Origin of the sequence: Serratia sp. 506_PEND (assembly GCF_001076875.1) — a bacterium.
GTDB classification, from domain to species: domain Bacteria; phylum Pseudomonadota; class Gammaproteobacteria; order Enterobacterales; family Enterobacteriaceae; genus Serratia; species Serratia marcescens.
The window spans coordinates 33,006-52,694 of the sequence record NZ_JVEL01000456.1 but is presented as its reverse complement, the minus strand read 5'-3'; the positions used below and the strand labels follow the sequence as shown (position 1 = coordinate 52,694).

The following is a 19,689-nucleotide window of genomic DNA, read 5'->3' as shown; positions in this document are numbered from 1 at the left end:
GACGAGCTACCAGGCTGCTCCACCCCGCGTCCGAAAACGTGGCAAATACTACGCCGATAATCGCAAAATTGCAAGTTATCTCTGGGATTTGGTACCGAGGATGGGACTCGAACCCACAAGCCCGTTAGGGCACTACCACCTCAAGGTAGCGTGTCTACCAATTCCACCACCTCGGTACTGATTCTTACTGCTAACGGCCGTTGTTCTTTCGAGTTCACAACCACCGTTTACAAACTTTTACGGCTTACTGCGGGATGTCGCTGCTCGGCTTGGCAGGTGCTGCCGGCGCGGTTGTCTGCTCAGTTTTCACCGGCTGACCCAGATTTTCCCACTCGCTGCCTTTCTTGCTTTGGTTGCTGCTGAGGTTGCCCAAAATCAGGCTGATGACGAAGAACAGCGTCGCCAATACAGCAGTCATGCGGGTCATAAAGTTACCGGAACCACTCGAACCGAACAACGTGCCTGATGCACCTGCTCCGAAAGAGGCTCCCATATCAGCGCCTTTACCTTGCTGCAACATAATCAGAGCAACCAGCCCGATTGAAATCAGCAGGAAAATTACCAGAAGAGCTTCGTACATAGTAGTACCCGTATCCTTGCGGCCTCACCGCATGCCAAATGCTTCACACTCATCAAGCAGGCGTGTTTATAAACTGCCTACTGAAGCGGGTGTGAATACTAACCAAAGCCGCCAACCCGCGCAAGGGCAATTTGCAGCCGCCGGCGCGTTTGCGGAAAAAAACGCCAACAATCGTCTATTCGGGCTCAGCGATGCCAAGCCCGGTGGCTAACTGTCTGTTTTAACCTGCGGATTTCACCGCGTCGGCGATGCGATGCGCCAGCGCGGTCACCTGCTGCTCGTCCTCGCCCTCCACCATCACGCGGATCAGCGGCTCGGTGCCCGATTTACGCAGCAGCACCCGGCCGCGGCCGGCCAGCTCGGCTTCCACCTGTTCGGTGACCTTGCGCACCGCTTCAGATTCCAGCGGATTGTGATCGCCGGCGAAACGCACGTTGACCAGGATCTGCGGCAACAGCTTCATGCCGCTGCACAGGTCATGCAGGCTCATGTGGTTGCGCACCATGGCGGTCAGCACCTGCAACCCGGCCACGATGCCATCGCCGGTGGTGGTTTTGTCCAGCAGGATCACATGGCCGGAGTTTTCCGCACCGATGCGCCAGCCCAACTCCTGCAGCTTCTCCAGCACGTAACGGTCGCCCACTTTGGCGCGAGCGAACGGAATGCCCAGCTGTTTCAGCGCCAGTTCCAGCCCCATATTGCTCATCAGGGTGCCGACCGCGCCGCCGCGCAGCTGACCCTGACGCAGGCCTTCGCGGGCGATGATGTACAGGATCTGATCGCCGTCCACCTTGTTGCCCAGGTGATCCACCATCATCACGCGGTCGCCGTCGCCGTCGAACGCCAGGCCAACGTGCGCTTTTTCCTGCAGCACGCGCTCCTGCAGCTGACGCACATCGGTAGCGCCGCATTTCTCGTTGATGTTCATGCCGTCCGGCTCAACGCCGATGGCGATCACCGTGGCGCCCAGCTCGCGCAGCACGCTCGGCGCGATGTGGTAAGTCGCGCCGTTGGCGCAGTCGACCACGATTTTCAGCCCTTTCAGGCTCAGCTCGCTCGGAAAGGTGCCTTTGCAGAATTCGATATAGCGGCCGGCGGCGTCGATGATGCGGCTGGCTTTACCCAGCTCCGAGGACTCCACGCAGGTCAGCGGCTTTTCCATCTCGGCCTCGATCGCTTCTTCGACATTGTCCGGCAGCTTGGCGCCGTCGATCGAGAAAAACTTGATGCCGTTGTCATAGAACGGGTTATGCGAAGCGGAAATGACAATGCCCGCTTCAGCACGGAAGGTACGCGTCAAATAAGCCACCGCCGGCGTGGGCATCGGCCCGGTGAAGGAGGCGGACAATCCGGCGGCCGCCAGACCGGCTTCCAGCGCGGACTCCAGCATATAGCCGGAGATGCGCGTATCCTTACCGATGATGATCTTGCGGGAACCGTGACGCGCCAGCACCTTGCCGGCCGCCCAGCCCAGCTTCAGCACGAAGTCCGGCGTGATGGGGCTGTCCCCGACCTTGCCACGAATGCCGTCGGTGCCAAAATATTTGCGCTCGCTCATGTCTCTACTGTCCCTTAGCTGAAAGTGTTGCCTCGACGACACGCATCGCCTCGACGGTTTCTTTAACGTCATGCACTCTGACAATCTGCGCACCCTGCATCGCCGCGATCACCGCGCAGGCCACGCTGCCGATAACCCGTTGATCCGGCGGCACGTTCAGCAGTTGTCCAATCATCGATTTGCGCGACATGCCGACCAACAGCGGCAAACCAAAACGATGAAACTCCGACAACCGGGCCAGAAGCTGATAGTTGTGCGACAAATTTTTACCGAAACCGAAGCCTGGGTCGAGCAGCAATTTCTGATTTGTTATCCCTGCCTCGTTACAGCGCTGGATATGGTGTTCGAAAAACGCCTGAACGTCGGCGATCAGATCGTCGTAGTGCGGTGCCTGTTGCATGGTGCGCGGCTGCCCCTGCATGTGCATCAGGCAGACCGGCAGGCCGCTTTCCGCCGCCGCCGCCAGGGCACCCGGCTCCTGCAGCGAACGAATGTCGTTGATCAGATGCGCGCCGGCGTGCGCCGATTCGCGGATCACAGCCGCTTTCGAGGTATCGACCGAGATGAAGACTTCGAAACGCTGCGCCAGCGCTTCCACCACCGGCACGACCCGTTCCAATTCTTCCTCTTCACTCACCTCCGCCGCCCCCGGCCTTGTCGACTCGCCGCCGATATCAATCATCGTAGCGCCGGCCGAAATCAGCGCATGCGCGTGCACCAGCGCCTGGTTCAGGGTGTTGTGGCGGCCGCCGTCGGAAAACGAATCCGGCGTCACGTTGAGGATGCCCATCACCTGTGGATGGGAGAGATTGAGCGTCATGTCGCGCACGGTTAACTGCATGGTTGGTCCACCTTACTGTTGCCTGGTTCACTGCCCGCCGGGCAAAAAAAAACCCCGGCGTACCGGGGTTTGATGTTATTACACAGCCGTTCTTACTTGTCGAGCTGTTCGGACATGGTGTTGCCCGGCGTTGGGGTGCGCGGCTCATCTACCGGCGTCGGGGCTTTCGGGGTGCCGCCGTTGTCGGAGCTGTTGCCTTTGTTCGCATCGTCCCAGCCCGCCGGCGGACGCACGTCTTTGCGGTTCATCAGATCGTCGATCTGCGGCGCATCGATGGTTTCATACTTCATCAGCGCATCCTTCATCGAGTGCAGGATGTCCATGTTTTCCATCAGCAGCGAGCGAGCACGCGTGTAGTTACGTTCGATCAGCGACTTCACTTCCTGGTCGATGATACGCGCGGTTTCATCCGACATGTGCTTCGCCTTGGCCACGGAGCGGCCCAGGAACACTTCACCTTCTTCTTCCGCATACAGCAGCGGCCCCAGCTTCTCGGAGAAGCCCCATTGGGTCACCATGTTACGGGCGATGGAGGTCGCCACTTTGATGTCGTTCGACGCACCGGTAGAGACTTTTTCCGGCCCGTAGATGATCTCTTCCGCCAGACGACCGCCGTACAGGGTGGAGATTTGGCTCTCCAGCTTCTGACGGCTGGCGCTGATCGCATCCCCTTCCGGCAGGAAGAAGGTCACGCCAAGCGCACGGCCACGAGGAATGATCGTCACTTTGTGTACCGGATCGTGTTCAGGAACCAGGCGGCCGATGATGGCGTGGCCCGCTTCGTGATACGCGGTCGACTCTTTCTGCGCTTCAGTCATCACCATGGAGCGACGTTCCGCACCCATCATGATCTTGTCTTTGGCTTTCTCGAACTCCACCATCGACACCACGCGCTTGTTGCCGCGGGCGGCGAACAGCGCCGCTTCGTTGACCAGGTTGGCCAGGTCGGCACCGGAGAAGCCCGGCGTACCGCGCGCAATGACGGAGGCGTCGATGTCGGCAGCCAACGGCACGCGGCGCATGTGCACCTTCAGGATCTGCTCACGGCCACGCACATCCGGCAGCCCGACCACGACCTGACGGTCGAAACGGCCCGGGCGCAGCAGCGCGGGGTCAAGCACGTCCGGACGGTTGGTGGCCGCGATGACGATGATGCCCTCGTTGCCTTCGAAACCGTCCATCTCAACCAGCATCTGGTTCAGGGTCTGCTCGCGCTCATCGTGACCGCCACCCAGGCCGGCGCCACGCTGGCGGCCGACTGCGTCGATTTCATCGATGAAGATGATGCACGGCGCGGCTTTCTTCGCTTGTTCAAACATGTCACGCACGCGGGATGCCCCCACGCCGACGAACATTTCAACGAAGTCGGAACCGGAAATGGTGAAGAACGGCACCTTCGCTTCGCCGGCGATCGCTTTCGCCAACAGCGTTTTACCGGTCCCCGGCGGGCCGACCATCAGCACGCCTTTCGGGATCTTGCCGCCCAATTTCTGGAAACGGCTCGGCTCGCGCAGGTATTCCACCAGTTCGCTCACCTCTTCTTTCGCTTCGTCACAACCGGCGACATCGGCGAAAGTGGTCTTGATCTGGTCTTCCGTCAGCATGCGGGCCTTGCTCTTGCCGAAGGACATCGCGCCCTTGCCGCCGCCGCCCTGCATTTGCCGCATAAAGAAGATCCAGACCCCGATCAGCAACAGCATCGGGAACCAGGAGATAAAGATAGAAGCCAGCAGGCTCGGCTCTTCAGGCGGCTCGCCGACAACTTTCACATTCTTCGTTAACAACGTATCCAGCAACTTGGGATCGTTGACAGGGATGTAGGTCGTGTATTTGTTACTGTCTTTCTTGGTAACGTTAATTTCACGTCCGTTGATTCGCGCTTCGCGAACCTGGTCCTGGGTCAGTTCGGACATGAAGGTAGAGTAATCCACCCTACGGCCATTCGACTCGCTGGGCCCAAAGCTCTGGAATACAGACATCAACACTACCGCGATGACTAACCAGAGAATTAGGTTTTTCGCCATGTCACTCAAGGGATTAACCTCATCTTACAACTGTGTTAACAAACAGCGTTAGGGTACTACAGTTTGCGCCCTGTCGCTACAATGTACACTTCGCGCGAACGGGCGCGGGAAGCGTCTGGCTTACGAATCTTAACCTTCGTAAACAGGGAGCGAATTTCCCGTAGGTACTCGTCAAAGCCATCTCCCTGGAACACCTTCACCAGGAAACTTCCGCCTGGTGCGAGGACATCACGACACATATCCAGCGCCAACTCCACCAGATACATCGACCTTGGAATGTCGACCGCCGGGGTGCCACTCATATTCGGGGCCATATCGGACATGACCACCTGAACCTTACTCTCGCCTACTCGTTCCAACAGCGCCTTCAGCACCAGTTCATCACGAAAATCGCCCTGAAGGAAATCGACGCCAACGATAGGATCCATTGGCAAAATATCACAGGCGATGATGCGCCCGGTACCGCCGATTTGGGTGACCACATACTGCGACCAGCCGCCCGGTGCGGCGCCCAGGTCAACCACGGTCATGCCCGGTTTGAACAGTTTGTCGCTCTGCTGTATTTCATCAAGTTTAAACCAGGCACGGGAACGCAGTCCCTTTTTCTGCGCCTGCTGTACATATTTATCGCTAAAGTGTTCTTGTAACCAGCGACTGGAGCTAGCCGAACGCTTTTTATTAGCCATCTCGTTTTCCAACTATCATAAAAAGAGTCTTATGTCAGGGTCGCTGCTCACGTAGACTCACACCGGTGAAGACCGATTTGGTGATATACATGAGATGGCGGTAGAATGTACCGTTTTCAATCCCAACTTAAGCAAAAAAGACAATGAATCTGAATAATAAACAAAAACAGCACCTGAAAGGCCTGGCGCATCCGTTAAAACCGGTGGTGATGCTGGGCAATAACGGTCTTACCGAAGGGGTGCTGGCTGAAATTGAACAGGCTCTGGAGCATCATGAGCTGATCAAGGTAAAAATCGCCGCTGAAGATCGCGAAACCAAGACCCTGATCGCCGACGCTATCGTGCGTGAAACGGGCGCCTGCAATGTGCAAGTTATCGGCAGTACGCTTATTCTTTACCGCCCGTCGAAAGAGCGCAAGATCAGTCTACCGCGTTAATAACCATCAGGTTAACGAAAAGGTGCCATGCGCCTGACCAAGATAAAAGGCCGCTTGCGGCCTTTTTCCTATCTTTACAAAACGTTGGCGCATTAATGACCAACGGTCCCGATCAGAGATACTCGACCTTCAGGATCTCGTATTCCACGTCGCCGCCAGGGGTTTTGATCACCACCACATCGTCTTGCTCTTTGCCGATCAGGCCGCGCGCCATCGGCGAGTTTACCGAAATCAGATTTTTCTTGAAATCGGCCTCATCGTCGCCAACGATGCGGTAAGTCACTTCTTCTTCGCTGTCCAGATTCATCACCGATACGGTGGCGCCGAAGATCACCCGACCGGTGTTCGGCATCTTGGTGATATCGATCACCTGCGCATTGGACAGCTTGGCTTCGATCTCCTGAATGCGGCCTTCGCAGAAACCCTGCTGTTCGCGGGCGGCATGGTACTCGGCATTTTCTTTCAAGTCGCCGTGTTCACGCGCTTCAGCGATATCCGCAATGATTTTCGGGCGGCGCACGCTTTTCAGATATTCGAGCTCTTCGCGCAGTTTTTCAGCGCCAAACAAGGTCATCGGAATTTGGTTCATCGTATAAATACCTCTAAATCTTTCCTGTTCAAATAACCGTCATCCTGACGTATTCGTATGAAAACACGGTTGGCATTCCGCCCCCCGCCTCCAGGCGACAAACAAAAGAAACCTGACTCGGAACGGGGCCCAAGCCAAGATCGGTTTTGCATTTTGATACGCATTTTAGCCTAGAGTTCCTTGAGGGTCATCGTTTACTTTTTCCCTGATTGCACCGTAGTATGACGGCACGTTATCCAGCTGTTATCCCGAGATTATGCGTTTTTCACGAATTGTCAGTGCATTGGCTTGCGCATTTGTTCTGAATGCGAATGCGGCCCCGGTTGAAGAGTACACACAATATCTGCCTGATGGGGCCAACCTTGCCCTGGTCGTTCAGAAGATCGGTGCCGGTGCGCCGACGATCGATTATCACTCTCAGCAGATGGCGCTGCCGGCCAGTACCCAAAAAGTGCTGACGGCGCTGGCGGCATTGCTGCAACTCGGGCCCGATTACCGTTTCACCACCACGCTGGAGATCCAGGGCGATATCCGCGACGGCGTGCTGCGCGGCAACCTGATCGCCCGCTTCAGCGGCGATCCGACCTTCAAACGTCAGAGCCTGCGCAATATGGTGGCCGTCCTGAAGAAGCAGGGCGTGCGCCAAATCAGCGGCGACGTGCTGGTCGATACCTCGGTCTTCGCCAGCCATGACAAGGCGCCCGGTTGGCCGTGGAACGATCTGACGCAGTGCTTCAGCGCGCCGCCGGCCGCCGCCATCGTCGATCGCAACTGTTTCTCGGTCTCGCTGTACAGCGCGCCGAACCCGGGCGACATGGCGTTTATCCGCGTCGCCTCCTATTATCCGGTCAATATGTTTAGCCAGGTGCGCACCCTGGCGCGCGGATCCGCAGACGCGCAATACTGCGAACTGGACGTGGTGCCGGGCGAGCTGAACCGCTTTACCCTGACCGGCTGCCTGACGCAGCGCAGCGAACCGCTGCCGTTGGCCTTCGCCATCCAGGACGGTGCCAGCTATGCGGGCGCCATACTGAAAGACGAGCTGACGCAGGCCGATATCCAGATCGACGGGCATTTGAAACGCCAAACGCGCCCCGGCATCACCGGCACGGTGATCGCGCAAACCCAGTCGGCGCCGCTGCACGATCTGTTGAAAATCATGCTGAAGAAATCGGACAACATGATCGCCGATACCGTCTTCCGCACGATCGGCCACGAGCGCTTCGGCGTGCCGGGCACCTGGCGAGCAGGTTCCGATGCGGTACGCCAGGTGCTGCGCCAGAAGGCCGGCATCGATCTGGGCAACACCATCATCGCCGACGGTTCCGGCCTGTCGCGCCACAACCTGCTGGCCCCGGCGACCATGATGCAGGCGCTGCAGTACATCGCGCAGCACGACAACGAGCTGAACTTTATCTCGATGCTGCCGCTGTCCGGTTATGACGGCACCCTGCGCTACCGCGGCGGCCTGCATGAGGCCGGCGTAGACGGCAAGGTGTCGGCCAAGACCGGCGCGCTGCAGGGCGTCTACAACCTGGCGGGCTTCATCACTACCGCCAGCGGCCAGCGCATGGCCTTCGTGCAGTATCTCTCCGGCTACGCCGTGCCGCCGGAAGATCAGAAACAGCGCCGCGCGCCGCTGGTGCGTTTCGAAAGTCGCCTGTATCGGGATATTTACCAAAACAACTGAGGATCGCCATGAAGCTGCTGGTCGTTGAAGATGATGAACTGCTGCAACAAGGGTTGGCGCTGGCGCTGACCGGCGAAGGCTACGTGTGCGACTGCGCCGCCACAGCGGCGGAAGCCAGCAGCCTGCTCATCACCAGCCAATACAGCATGGTGATCCTGGATCTCGGTCTGCCGGACATGGACGGCGCCGCGCTGCTGCGGCAGTGGCGCCGCCAACAGATCGATCTGCCGGTGCTGATCCTGACCGCCCGCGACGCCCTGGAAGACCGCGTCGATGGGCTGGACGCCGGCGCCGACGACTACCTGGTCAAACCCTTCGCGCTGGTTGAGCTGCAGGCGCGCGTGCGCGCCCTCCTGCGGCGCTACCAGGGTCACAGCGACAATCTGATGCAGGTGGATGACCTGCAGTTGAATCTCTCCAGCCAGCAGGTCTATCTGCAACAGCAGCCGGTGGAGGTCACGCCGAAAGAGTTCGCCATTCTGGCGCGCCTGATCATGCGTGCCGGGCAGACGGTCAACCGCGAACTCTTGCAGCAGGATCTCTACACCTGGCAAGACGATTTAGGGTCCAACACCCTGGAAGTGCATATCCACAACCTGCGCCGCAAACTGGGCAAGGATCGCATCCGCACCGTGCGCGGCATCGGCTACCGCCTGGAACCCTCGTCATGATCAGCATGCGCCGCCGCCTGCTGCTGATGCTGGCGCTGATCCTGCTGGTCACGCAACTCATCAGCGCCTTCTGGCTGTGGCACGAAAGCCAGGAGCAGATCAGCTTCCTGGTGGACGAAACCCTGTCCGCCAAAGTGCGTACCGAACGCGTCGATACCGAGATTGCCGAGGCCATCGCGTCGCTGTTGGCGCCTTCGCTGATCATGATGATCGTCACGCTGTTGGCGTCGTTTTGGGCCATCAGTTGGATCATCCGCCCGCTCAACCAATTGCAGCAACGGCTGGAAAAACGCTCTGCCGATAACCTGACGCCGCTGCCGATCACCAGCGACAGTCAGGAAATGGTGGCGGTCACCAATGCGCTCAATCAGCTGTTTTCACGGCTGGATAACACCATTCAACAGGAACGCCTGTTCACTGCCGACGCCGCCCACGAGCTACGCACGCCGCTGGCCGGCATCCGCCTGCACCTGGAACTGATGGAAAAGCAGGGCGTCAAGGGCAGCCAGGCGCTGATCGCCCGCATCGATCAGCTGATGCACACCGTCGAGCAGTTGCTGATGCTGTCGCGCGCCGGGCAAGACTTCGCCAGCGGCCATTATCAGCATTTCGATTGGGTGGCCGATGTGATCCAGCCGCTGCGTGAAGAGCTCGACGAAATGGCCGCCCAACGCGGGCAGACGCTGGGCTGGCAATTGCCGGCTGCTGCCACCGTGAACGGCGATCCGGTGCTGCTGCGGCTGCTGCTGCGCAACCTGGTCGAAAACGCCCACCGTTACGGCCCGGAAGGCGGCGCGATACAGGTGCGGTTAACGCCGCAAGACAACGGCTATCTGCTGCAGGTCATCGACGATGGCCCGGGAATCAAGGAAGAGATGGTCGGGGAACTGACGCAGGCGTTTCGCCGCATGGATCAACGCTACGGCGGCAGCGGACTGGGCCTGAATATCGTGATCCGCATCGCGCAACTGCACCAGGGGCGTTTGACGCTGGAAAACCGCCGCGATGCGCGCGGCCTGAATGCCCAGTGCTGGCTGCCGGAAAAGGCGCTCAAATAACAAGGGCCCAGCGTTGCTGAGCCCTTTATCACCGAATTACTTCTGGTAAATGATTTCGACGCCTTCGTCGTCGTCTTCGTCCCAGTCGTCATCCCAGTCATCTTCCGCTTCGGCTTCCACTTCCGCGATTTGCTCGCGGTGGTAGTCATCCCACATGAATTCGACTTTTTCCGGTGCGCTTTCTTCGATCGCCATCGCTTTCGGCTGGGTGTTGATGAAGTTCATCACGTCCCAGCACAGCGCATTGACGCCTTCGCGGTTGGCGGCGGAGATCATGTAGTACTTCCCTTCCCAGCCCATGCCTTCCACAATCGCCTTGGCGCGTTCGGCGGCTTCTTCCTCACCAATCACATCAATTTTGTTGAACACCAGCCAGCGCGGCTTCTGCGCCAGATTTTCGCTGTATTGGTTCAACTCGTTGATAATGACTTTGGCGTTTTCCACCGGATCGGATTCGTCGATCGGCGCGATGTCCACCAGGTGCAGCAGCACGCGGCAACGCTCCAGGTGTTTCAGGAAACGAATACCCAGGCCGGCGCCTTCGGAGGCGCCTTCGATCAGCCCCGGAATGTCGGCGACCACAAAGCTCTGCTCGTGGTCCATGCGCACCACGCCCAGGCTCGGCACCAGCGTGGTGAACGGATAATCGGCCACCTTCGGCTTGGCGGCAGACACCGCGCGGATGAAGGTCGATTTGCCGGCGTTCGGCAGCCCCAGCATGCCCACATCGGCCAGCAGCAACAGCTCCAGCAACAGGTCACGCGCTTCGCCGGCGGTACCCAGCGTCTTCTGACGCGGCGCGCGGTTGACCGAAGATTTGAAACGGGTGTTGCCCAGACCGTGCCAGCCGCCTTTGGCGACCATCAGCTTCTGCTCGTGGCGGGTCATGTCGCCGAGGATCTCGCCGGTGCCCTGATCCTTCACGCGCGTGCCGACCGGCACCTTGATGATGACGTCTTTACCGCGTTTGCCGGTACAATCGCGGCTCTGGCCATTCTGGCCGCGCTCGGCGCGGAAAGACTTCTCAAAGCGGTAGTCGATCAGGGTGTTAAGGTTCTCGTCCGCCAGCAGGTAGACGTCGCCGCCGTCGCCGCCGTCGCCGCCGTCAGGCCCACCGTTCGGGATATATTTTTCGCGGCGGAAGCTGACGCACCCGTTGCCGCCGTCGCCTGCAACGACCAGAATCGCTGCTTCATCTACAAACTTCATTTACCGTCTCCGTAAATCATTCACCGGGCTGCTTCAAAGGAGCAACCAGGGGGGGGTCTGCCCGTCGCGGCCACCACCGGTGACCAATTGCGGAAAACATGGCGCCCGCCACAACCACAAACGCACCGACATAGCCGACGATGTTCAGCGTCGGCATGGCGAATGCCTGGGGCCAAGCCAGCGCCAATAAATCTGAAAACAGCAGGGTAAACAGCGGGGTCAACGTAACCAACGCGCTCACCTGCGCCGCCTGCCAGCGCGCCATCGCTTCTGCCAGCGCGCCATAGCCGATCAGCGTGTTGGCGCCGCAAAACAGCAGGCACGCCAATTGCCAGCCGCTAAGCTGGAAAATCACCTCGGGTTTGGCCAGAGGGAACAACGCAATCGCACATAAAGTGTACAACATAACCAGGATCTGCGGCGAAGCCAGCCGGCGCAGCAACACCTTCTGCGCCACGCCATAGCTCACCCAGACCATCGCCGCGCACACGCCCAGCATCACGCCCAGCGTGTAGTCCGTCAGCCGGGTGAAGATCTCTATCAGACTGACGTTGAAAAACAGCATCAGCCCGCAAATCAGCATCAGGGCGCCAATGACCTGGGTGATGCGCATGCGTTCTTTTAAAATCAGCACGCTGGCGAACATCATGCCGACTGGCGACAGCTGGCCAATCACCTGCGACGCCGTCGGGCTCAGGTATTGCAGCGAGGAACTGAAGAACACAAAGTTGCCCAGCAGCCCCGCCGTCGCGATCGCCAACAGCAGCAGCCAACGCGGCTGGCGGAACATCGTCAGCGGCGGCAGCTTGCCGCGCACCGCAAGGATCACGCCCAAACCGATGGCGGCCATGGTAAAGCGATACCAGACAACGGTAAACGGCTCCATCACCACCAACACTTCTTTCATCGCGATCGGCAACGCGCCCCAACAAACCGCCGTGGTTAACGCCAGAGAAATGCCAACGCCGACCTGCTGCTTCGTATCCATATCACCTTCGCCAACGCTGACGGGCCTGCCCTCAGGCAACCCATAAATGTAAAAAGCCCCGCAACGAATTGCGGGGCTTACATCTATTTCGTAAGGCTCGAAAAATTATTCAGCTTCGATGCTGATGAATTTACGATTGCTCGGGCCTTTAACTTCGAATTTGACTTTACCGTCTTTCAAAGCAAACAGAGTGTGGTCTTTGCCGCAACCCACGTTGGTACCAGCGTGGAATTTGGTGCCGCGCTGACGAACGATGATGCTGCCTGCCAGTACTGCTTCGCCGCCAAAGCGTTTTACGCCCAGACGTTTAGCTTCTGAATCGCGACCGTTACGAGTCGAGCCGCCAGCCTTTTTGTGTGCCATTAATCCGCTCTCCTAACTTAAGCGCTGATGCCGGTGATTTTAACGTCAGTGAACCACTGACGGTGGCCCTGCTGCTTACGGTGGTGTTTACGACGACGAAACTTAACGATTTTAATTTTCTCGCCACGACCGTGAGCAACGACTTCAGCTTTGATCTTGCCGCCATCGACGAAAGGAACGCCGATTTTGATATCTTCGCCATTAGCGATCATCAGAATCTGGTCAAACTCAACCGCTTCACCAGTTGCGATGTCCAGCTTTTCCAAGCGAACGGTCTGACCTTCGCTTACTCGGTGTTGTTTACCACCACTTTGGAAAACCGCGTACATATAAAACTCCGCTTTCCGCGTGCCCGACTGTGTTAGTTCAGAGCGCGCTATAAATATTCACAATAGGGCGCGAATTCTACGCAAAAAAGCAGCGCATGACAAGAGCAGAATAAGATCAGAACAAGAAAAAAGAAGAAAAAAAGCGCAGTTTCTTTCGTGGCGTTTATCTGAACCGTTTTTCAAGTACAATCATAGGGACAGTTACCGCCATGTACCGATGTGAGCAGCGATCTCAACGCGGTGAAGAGAAACACAGCTGAAAAAAACACAATGAACCTAGAGCAAATTACCGAGTTAACCGCGCAAGATATGGCGGCCGTGAACGCAACAATTCTCGAACAGCTGAATTCCGATGTCACGCTCATCAATCAGCTTGGCTATTACATTATCAGCGGTGGCGGTAAGCGCATCCGGCCGATGATCGCCGTCCTGGCGGCGCGGGCGTTGGGCTACGAAGGCAACAAGCACGTCACCGTCGCCGCCCTGATCGAATTCATTCATACCGCCACGCTGCTGCATGACGACGTCGTCGACGAATCGGACATGCGCCGCGGCAAAGCCACCGCCAACGCGGCGTTCGGCAACGCCGCCAGCGTGCTGGTCGGCGACTTTATCTATACCCGCGCCTTCCAGATGATGACCAGCCTGGAATCCCTGCGCGTGCTGGCGCTGATGTCGGAGGCGGTCAACGTCATCGCCGAAGGTGAAGTGCTGCAGTTGATGAACGTGCACGATCCCGACATCAGCGAAGAAAGTTATATGCGGGTGATCTACAGCAAAACCGCCCGTCTGTTTGAAGCGGCGGCGCAATCGTCGGCGATCCTGTCCGGCGCCAGCGCTGAGCAAGAACAGGCGCTGCAAGATTATGGCCGCTACCTCGGCACCGCTTTCCAGCTGATCGACGATCTGCTCGACTACAGCGCCGACGGCAGCACCCTGGGCAAAAACACCGGCGACGATCTGAACGAAGGGAAACCGACCCTGCCGCTGCTGCACGCGATGCACAACGGCGACGACGCCCAGCGTGACATGATCCGCGGCGCGATTGAGCAAGGCAACGGCCGTCACCTGTTGGAGCCGGTGCTGCAGGCGATGCAGCAATGCGGTTCGCTGGAATACACCCGCAAACGCGCCGAGGAAGAAGCCGACAAGGCGATCGCCGCGCTGCAGGTATTGCCGGCATCAGAGCACCGAACAGCGCTGGAGGGCCTGGCCCATTTGGCGGTACAACGCGATTTTTAAGAAATCGTGTTTCTAAATGTGTTCATCAGGCCCGCCCACGCGGGCCTGCTTAGGTATTACTCTCTTCGTCGATACGCGCCAGCAGGCCGCCGATCCCTTCCCGCATCAGGAAAGCCACCATTCTCTCGCGCTCGCTCTCCGTCAAATGGTAGTAATACTCGATCCAGACCGCCAACGGATCCTGGCGTTCTACGTCATATGCCGCCCCGTCCTCCTTCAGCGCCAGCAGGTTACGCACGCCTGGAGGCAGGCTGTCGATATGGTACTCCAACGCTTTTCCCTGCACGCCTTTACGCCTGCGGCTGATCCAGCCTTCGCGTCGGGCCATCAGATTGATTCCCTGTGGTGAGGAGGGTAATCCTGCGATGCCTGTCAGTTCCTTGGCGGCAAACCACTCGTTTTTCATAGCCATCATCTCTGGGCAATAGTGGGCAATGTCGTTTTTTGGAAATTACCTGGGTATTTTTTAGGAAATTTAATGGTATTCTTATTTCCGAATAAGCGTTTCACGTTGTTCAAACGCTTAACCATGACCCGTTAGTTATACCACTAACGCAACTTTGGCTAATCAGAAAAGGAATGTAAACATGAATTCAAGGAACCCAGATTGGCATCCGGCAGATATCATCGCGGCGCTACGCAAGCAGGGCACCACGCTGGCGGCAGTGTCGCGCAAGGCCGGATTAAGCTCATCGACGCTGGCCAATGCGCTGTCGCGCCCGTGGCCGAAGGGGGAATGGCTGATCGCCGAAGCGATAGGCATCCACCCTTCGGAGATCTGGCCAAGCCGCTATTACGATCCGCACAGCGATTGCCTGCTGGATCGCAAAGCACGTATCAAATCGTGAACGCGGAGCAAAAAAAAACCGCCGGAACAGCGTCCGGCGGCGTTTATCGGCTGACTATCGGTGTCGATCAGTTATTGATGAACTTCTCGCCCAGTTCGATATCTTTATGCAGCACGTCCAGCATCTCGTTCAGCGCTTTCTGCTCGAAGGCGCTCAGGGTGCCGATATCTTTGCGTTCTTCAACGCCGTTTTTGCCCAGCACCAGCGGCTGCGCGAAGAAGCGAGCGTATTTGCCGTCGCCTTCAACGTAAGCGCATTCCACAACGCCTTTCTCGCCCTGCAGCGCACGCACCAGAGACAGACCGAAACGGGCGGCCGCCTGACCCATGGACAGCGTTGCAGATCCGCCGCCGGCTTTGGCTTCTACCACTTCGGTACCGGCATTCTGAATGCGTTTGGTCAGATCCGCCACTTCCTGCTCGGTGAAGCTCACGCTAGGGATCTGCGACAGCAGAGGCAGGATGGTCACGCCAGAGTGGCCGCCGATCACCGGTACGTTCAACTCTTCCGGCTGCTTGCCTTTCAGCTCGGCCACGAAGGTGTTGGAACGGATGATATCCAGCGAAGTCACGCCGAACAGTTTGTTCTTGTCGTAAACGCCGGCTTTTTTCAGCACTTCCGCCGCGATGGCAACCGTGGTGTTAACCGGGTTGGTGATGATGCCGATGCAGGCTTTCGGGCAAGTTTTCGCCACTTGCTCAATCAGATTACGCACGATGCCGGCGTTAACGTTGAACAGGTCAGAGCGATCCATGCCAGGCTTACGGGCCACGCCGGCGGAAATCAGCACCACATCCGCGCCGTGCAGAGCCGGAGTCGCGTCTTCGCCGCTGAAGCCTTTGATTTTAACTGCGGTTGGGATGTGGCTTAAGTCGACGGCAACGCCTGGGGTAACGGGGGCAATGTCGTAGAGAGAGAGTTCAGAACCTGAAGGAAGCTGGGTTTTGAGTAGAAGGGCGAGGGCCTGGCCGATACCGCCAGCAGCACCGAGAACTGCAACTTTCATCCTATACTCCTTTATTATCTTAAATATATAAAGCGCCGTGAATGTGTTGGTTACGGACCTTAAGTTATTACACCTTTCAAAACAATAAATTAGCCAATTCTTGCCTGCAGGTGTAATAAAACGGCCGCTGTCGCGCCCATTTTAGATTAAATCGCTTACGCATGAAGGGCATAGCGCACACTAATCAAAAATAGTGCGAGGTTATTCACGAGCAAGTTAACCGGCCGTTACATTACACCCTTACGCAACATCAGAACAACATCATTTTAATAACATTTTATTTACCACCGCAGGCCGATTTTCCGTCGTCAAAAGGGCATATTCATCGCGGCCGGATTTTGTTAAAATGCCGCCCTTTCCTCGCCGTCCGGTCATTTTTATTTTCTTTGGGGCGGCCTTTGTTGCATAAAAATTCATCTATATGCATAATCATGACTTCCACTATCAACATTCCACGGTGCAAAATGCGTAATCCCGCAAAACAGGAAGATCTGATCAAGACGTTCAAAGCGTTATTGAAAGAAGAAAAATTCAGTTCTCAAGGCGAGATCGTTTTGGCGCTGCAAGAAGAAGGCTTCGAAAACATTAACCAATCCAAAGTATCGCGCATGCTGACCAAGTTCGGCGCGGTACGTACGCGCAATGCCAAAATGGAAATGGTGTATTGCCTTCCTGCCGAACTCGGCGTGCCGACCACCACCAGCCCATTGAAGAATCTGGTGCTCGACGTCGACCATAACGATGCCGTCGTGGTGATCCACACCAGCCCGGGCGCCGCACAGCTGATCGCCCGCCTGCTCGACTCACTGGGTAAATCCCAGGGTATCCTCGGCACAATTGCCGGCGACGACACGATTTTCGTCACCCCGTCCAACGGCTTTACCGCTCAGAAGCTGCATGAAGCGATCTTGAGCGTGTTCGAGCAAGAGCTGTGAAACCTGGCGCTAACAAAGTGCGGCTGTAAACCGCATTTTGTTAGCGCTTCTTTAACCCTCGCGTTACCTTTCCAGCCTTCAACCGCGTTTAACACTGCTTTTTTATCCCGCAACAACACATTTCCATGACATCTCCATGTAACCAGCAGTACCCACTGTGATCTTCCGCACTTTTGGTCAAAATCACTTACCTTATTGAAATTACATAAATTTAACATCAAAAGATCGTTTTATGAGCGTTTTTTATTCCTTACGGTTATAAAAAATAAGGATCATGAGGTTAAAGTTTCACTAGCAACTGTTAGCGAACTATTAATTTTTCGCGTTACTAGCTGTATACTCATTTTCGTGAACTGAATCACAGTTCGTTGGAACTGATAAAAGAATACGATGAGGTGAGATGATGAAAATTAAAGCTACCGTTGCAACCCTGAGCGTTCTGTCCATGCTTTCCTTTGGTGCATTCGCAGCACAATCTGTTGATGCTACCCAGGCCGCAAAACTGCAGCCCGCCGGTGTGATCACCGTGAGCGGCGTCGCCGCTGCGCCTTCCGACATTCGCCAGGCGCTGTCCGACAAAGCTGACGCCAAAGGGGCGACCGCTTACCGCGTAATCGAAGCGCGCAACGACGGCAACTTCCACGCGACCGCTGAAATCTACAAATAAGTAACGGCATTACCCGGCAACGGGCAATACCTCTCTGGAATCAAACGCTGTCATAACGGCCTTCAAGAATAAAAATCGCTGCCAAGCCCTTCCAGGCTGTTATGAACAAGGATCGCTATCATGAACATGAAAACTACTCTTGCTGCACTCGGTTTGCTGTCCGTCATCTCCTTCGGCGCATCTGCCGCCCAGTTGGTGACTAACGATCAGACCGCCAATCTGCAATCTATCGGCACCATTACCGTCAGCGGTATCGACGGCGCGCCGACCGATATTCGCCAGGCGTTGTCGGAGAAAGCCGACGCGAAAGGCGCGACCGCCTACCGCGTGATCGAAGCCCGTAACGAAGGCAACTACCACGCCACCGCCGAGATTTACAAATAACAACTCTGGGAACGGCTTTGCAGAGCTGATTACCCTCGTCACTGCCACTGCCGAGTTCTGACGCAAACGCCGATTTCCCAGAGACCCTCTCGTCGTCCTATCCGACGAACCCCGTTGCCCTCGCTCGCGAGGGCTTTTTTATGGGCGTAAAAAAGGCCGCGAATGCGGCCCTTACATTGGCTTATGCGGCTGAACGATCAGTAGGTCACCTTCGGTTCCTGCTTTTTCGCCAACGCGTCCAGCAAGCGATCGTGAATGCCGCCGAAACCGCCGTTGCTCATCACCAGAATGTGGTCGCCCGGCTGCGCGGTTTTCACCACCATCTCCACCAGCGTATCGAGATCCGCGCTCCAATGCGCCGGCTGCACGCAGGCATCCGCCACTTCCGCGACCTGCCACGGAATGTGGTGCGGCTGGAACAGGAACACTTCGTCGGCGCGGCCGAGCGAAGGCGCCAGATCGTTTTTGCTGATGCCCATTTTCATGGTGTTGGATCGCGGCTCCAGCACCGCCAGAATGCGCGCCGTGCCGCCGACCTTGCCGCGCAGCGCGGCCAGAGTGGCCAGGATCGCCGTCGGGTGGTGCGCGAAATCGTCGTAAACCGTGACGCCGTTGGCTTCGCCACGCAGCTCCAGGCGGCGGCGGGCGTTGATGAAATCGCCCAACGCGCGGCAGGCGTCCGCTGGCTGCACGCCGACGTGACGGGTCGCGGCGATGGCCATCAGGCCGTTATGCATGTTGTGCTCGCCCACCAGCGCCCAGTTCACTTCGCCGACCTGCTCGCCGTCGAGGAACACCGCGTAGTGGCTGGCGTCCGGCGTCAGCTTCTGCGCGCGCCAGGCGCCCTCTTCGCCCACCAGCTCCTGTTCGCTCCAGCAGCCCATCGCCATCACCTGCTTCAGGTGGCTGTCGTTGTCCGGCAGGATGATCTTGCCTTTGCCCGGCACCAAACGCACCAGGTGGTGGAACTGTTTCTGGATGGCTTTCAGATCGTCGAAGATATCGGCGTGGTCGAACTCCAGGTTGTTCATGATCAGCGTGCGCGGGCTGTAGTGCACGAACTTGGAGCGTTTGTCGAAGAACGCGCAGTCATACTCGTCGGCCTCGATCACGAAGAACGGGCTGCCGCCGAGGCGGGCCGAGACGTCGAAGTTGCCCGGCACGCCGCCGATGACGAAGCCGGGCTGGTAGCCGCAGGCTTCGAGGATCCAGGTCGCCATGCCGGCGGTGGTGGTTTTGCCGTGGGTGCCGGCGACCGCCAGTACCCAGCGATCGCGCAACACGGCATCGTGCAGCCACTGCGGGCCGGAAACGTAAGGGATACCGCGCTCCAGCACCGCCTCCACGCACGGGTTGCCGCGCGTCATGGCGTTGCCGATGATCACCAGATCCGGCGCCGGATCCAGCTGGGCGGGATCATAACCCTGAATCAGATCGATCCCCTGGTTCTCCAGCAGCGTGCTCATCGGCGGATAGACGTTGGCGTCCGAACCGGTGACGTCATGCCCCAGTGAGCGCGCCAGCATCGCCAGCCCGCCCATAAAGGTGCCACAGATCCCAAGAATGTGAATGCGCATAGGTTTC

22 protein-coding genes and 1 tRNA gene are annotated in these 19,689 nt (G+C 57.6%); 9 read left to right on the top strand and 14 right to left on the bottom strand.

Annotated features, from left to right (window positions below; all coding sequences use genetic code 11):
• Window positions 1–89: 89 nt before the first annotated feature.
• From ADK28_RS17950 to rlmE, 6 genes are all read right to left on the bottom strand, one after another.
• Window positions 90–176, bottom strand: a tRNA-Leu gene (locus tag ADK28_RS17950).
• A gap of 68 nt (window positions 177–244) precedes the next feature.
• On the bottom strand, window positions 245–580 hold the full coding sequence (gene secG / locus ADK28_RS17945; protein WP_004933519.1) for a preprotein translocase subunit SecG: 336 nt from the start codon (window positions 578–580) through the stop codon (window positions 245–247).
• 220 nt (window positions 581–800) lie between these two features.
• Complete coding sequence (gene glmM, locus ADK28_RS17940) at window positions 801–2,138, bottom strand: phosphoglucosamine mutase (RefSeq protein ID WP_004933522.1); 1,338 nt, start codon at window positions 2,136–2,138, stop codon at window positions 801–803.
• 4 nt (window positions 2,139–2,142) lie between these two features.
• A complete protein-coding gene (folP, locus tag ADK28_RS17935; RefSeq protein ID WP_048796302.1) occupies window positions 2,143–2,979 on the bottom strand; it encodes a dihydropteroate synthase in 837 nt (278 codons plus the stop codon).
• Between the two features lie 92 nt (window positions 2,980–3,071).
• Window positions 3,072–5,003, bottom strand: coding sequence for an ATP-dependent zinc metalloprotease FtsH (gene ftsH, locus ADK28_RS17930; RefSeq protein ID WP_004933529.1), 1,932 nt, complete (start codon window positions 5,001–5,003; stop codon window positions 3,072–3,074).
• 56 nt (window positions 5,004–5,059) lie between these two features.
• Window positions 5,060–5,689, bottom strand: a complete 630-nt coding sequence (rlmE, locus tag ADK28_RS17925) for a 23S rRNA (uridine(2552)-2'-O)-methyltransferase RlmE (protein ID WP_004933533.1) — start codon at window positions 5,687–5,689, stop codon at window positions 5,060–5,062.
• 143 nt (window positions 5,690–5,832) lie between these two features.
• On the opposite strand from rlmE, the gene yhbY reads away from it, so the two are divergent.
• Window positions 5,833–6,126 carry a ribosome assembly RNA-binding protein YhbY gene (yhbY, locus tag ADK28_RS17920; protein ID WP_004933536.1) on the top strand — a complete coding sequence of 98 codons (294 nt, stop codon included), beginning with the start codon at window positions 5,833–5,835 and terminating at the stop codon, window positions 6,124–6,126.
• Window positions 6,127–6,238: 112 nt separating this feature from the next.
• On the opposite strand, the gene greA is transcribed toward yhbY, so the two are convergent.
• Window positions 6,239–6,715 (bottom strand): transcription elongation factor GreA, encoded by a 477-nt coding sequence (gene greA / locus ADK28_RS17915; protein ID WP_004933539.1) that lies wholly within the window; start codon window positions 6,713–6,715, stop codon window positions 6,239–6,241.
• A 256-nt stretch (window positions 6,716–6,971) separates the two neighbouring features.
• Here greA and dacB point away from each other — a divergent pair, with 256 nt between their 5' ends.
• The 3 genes from dacB to pmrB are packed head-to-tail and all read left to right on the top strand — an operon-like array spanning window position 6,972 to window position 10,134.
• Entirely contained in the window at window positions 6,972–8,405 is a 1,434-nt protein-coding gene (gene dacB, locus ADK28_RS17910) for a serine-type D-Ala-D-Ala carboxypeptidase (RefSeq protein ID WP_048796301.1), read from the top strand.
• Between the two features lie 8 nt (window positions 8,406–8,413).
• The gene (gene pmrA, locus ADK28_RS17905; RefSeq protein ID WP_004933545.1) at window positions 8,414–9,076 is read left to right on the top strand and encodes a two-component system response regulator PmrA; all 663 of its coding nucleotides are present in this window, start codon (window positions 8,414–8,416) and stop codon (window positions 9,074–9,076) included.
• Window positions 9,073–10,134, top strand: coding sequence for a two-component system sensor histidine kinase PmrB (gene pmrB / locus ADK28_RS17900; protein ID WP_021504259.1), 1,062 nt, complete (start codon window positions 9,073–9,075; stop codon window positions 10,132–10,134). Before pmrA ends, pmrB begins: the two co-directional genes overlap by 4 nt.
• Window positions 10,135–10,170: 36 nt before the next feature.
• Here the strand turns inward: pmrB and cgtA are convergent, their stop codons facing one another.
• The 4 genes from cgtA to rplU all read right to left on the bottom strand — a co-directional run bounded on the left by cgtA (window position 10,171) and on the right by rplU (window position 13,023).
• Window positions 10,171–11,343 carry an Obg family GTPase CgtA gene (cgtA, locus tag ADK28_RS17895; RefSeq protein ID WP_004933553.1) on the bottom strand — a complete coding sequence of 391 codons (1,173 nt, stop codon included), beginning with the start codon at window positions 11,341–11,343 and terminating at the stop codon, window positions 10,171–10,173.
• 16 nt (window positions 11,344–11,359) lie between these two features.
• A complete protein-coding gene (locus ADK28_RS17890; RefSeq protein ID WP_021504260.1) occupies window positions 11,360–12,331 on the bottom strand; it encodes a DMT family transporter in 972 nt (323 codons plus the stop codon).
• Between the two features lie 105 nt (window positions 12,332–12,436).
• Window positions 12,437–12,694, bottom strand: coding sequence for a 50S ribosomal protein L27 (gene rpmA / locus ADK28_RS17885; RefSeq protein WP_004933559.1), 258 nt, complete (start codon window positions 12,692–12,694; stop codon window positions 12,437–12,439).
• Between the two features lie 17 nt (window positions 12,695–12,711).
• A complete protein-coding gene (gene rplU, locus ADK28_RS17880; protein ID WP_004933561.1) occupies window positions 12,712–13,023 on the bottom strand; it encodes a 50S ribosomal protein L21 in 312 nt (103 codons plus the stop codon).
• 270 nt (window positions 13,024–13,293) lie between these two features.
• On the opposite strand from rplU, the gene ispB reads away from it, so the two are divergent.
• Window positions 13,294–14,265, top strand: a complete 972-nt coding sequence (gene ispB, locus ADK28_RS17875) for an octaprenyl diphosphate synthase (protein WP_016929331.1) — start codon at window positions 13,294–13,296, stop codon at window positions 14,263–14,265.
• A 49-nt stretch (window positions 14,266–14,314) separates the two neighbouring features.
• Here the strand turns inward: ispB and ADK28_RS17870 are convergent, their stop codons facing one another.
• Window positions 14,315–14,671, bottom strand: a complete 357-nt coding sequence (locus tag ADK28_RS17870) for a DNA-binding protein (protein ID WP_028127572.1) — start codon at window positions 14,669–14,671, stop codon at window positions 14,315–14,317.
• Between the two features lie 181 nt (window positions 14,672–14,852).
• Here ADK28_RS17870 and ADK28_RS17865 point away from each other — a divergent pair, with 181 nt between their 5' ends.
• A complete protein-coding gene (locus tag ADK28_RS17865; RefSeq protein WP_004933567.1) occupies window positions 14,853–15,113 on the top strand; it encodes a helix-turn-helix domain-containing protein in 261 nt (86 codons plus the stop codon).
• Between the two features lie 67 nt (window positions 15,114–15,180).
• On the opposite strand, the gene mdh is transcribed toward ADK28_RS17865, so the two are convergent.
• Window positions 15,181–16,119, bottom strand: a complete 939-nt coding sequence (gene mdh, locus ADK28_RS17860; RefSeq protein WP_048796300.1) for a malate dehydrogenase — start codon at window positions 16,117–16,119, stop codon at window positions 15,181–15,183.
• A gap of 464 nt (window positions 16,120–16,583) precedes the next feature.
• On the opposite strand from mdh, the gene argR reads away from it, so the two are divergent.
• From argR to yhcN (ADK28_RS17845), 3 genes are all read left to right on the top strand, one after another.
• The gene (argR, locus tag ADK28_RS17855) at window positions 16,584–17,054 is read left to right on the top strand and encodes a transcriptional regulator ArgR (RefSeq protein ID WP_048796299.1); all 471 of its coding nucleotides are present in this window, start codon (window positions 16,584–16,586) and stop codon (window positions 17,052–17,054) included.
• A gap of 403 nt (window positions 17,055–17,457) precedes the next feature.
• Entirely contained in the window at window positions 17,458–17,721 is a 264-nt protein-coding gene (gene yhcN, locus ADK28_RS17850) for a peroxide/acid stress response protein YhcN (protein ID WP_004933574.1), read from the top strand.
• 120 nt (window positions 17,722–17,841) lie between these two features.
• Window positions 17,842–18,105 carry a peroxide/acid stress response protein YhcN gene (yhcN, locus tag ADK28_RS17845; RefSeq protein ID WP_025305042.1) on the top strand — a complete coding sequence of 88 codons (264 nt, stop codon included), beginning with the start codon at window positions 17,842–17,844 and terminating at the stop codon, window positions 18,103–18,105.
• Between the two features lie 197 nt (window positions 18,106–18,302).
• Here the strand turns inward: yhcN (ADK28_RS17845) and mpl are convergent, their stop codons facing one another.
• Window positions 18,303–19,682: a UDP-N-acetylmuramate:L-alanyl-gamma-D-glutamyl-meso-diaminopimelate ligase gene (gene mpl / locus ADK28_RS17840; protein ID WP_016929338.1), complete on the bottom strand. Its 1,380-nt coding sequence runs from the start codon at window positions 19,680–19,682 to the stop codon at window positions 18,303–18,305.
• Window positions 19,683–19,689 lie beyond the last annotated feature (7 nt).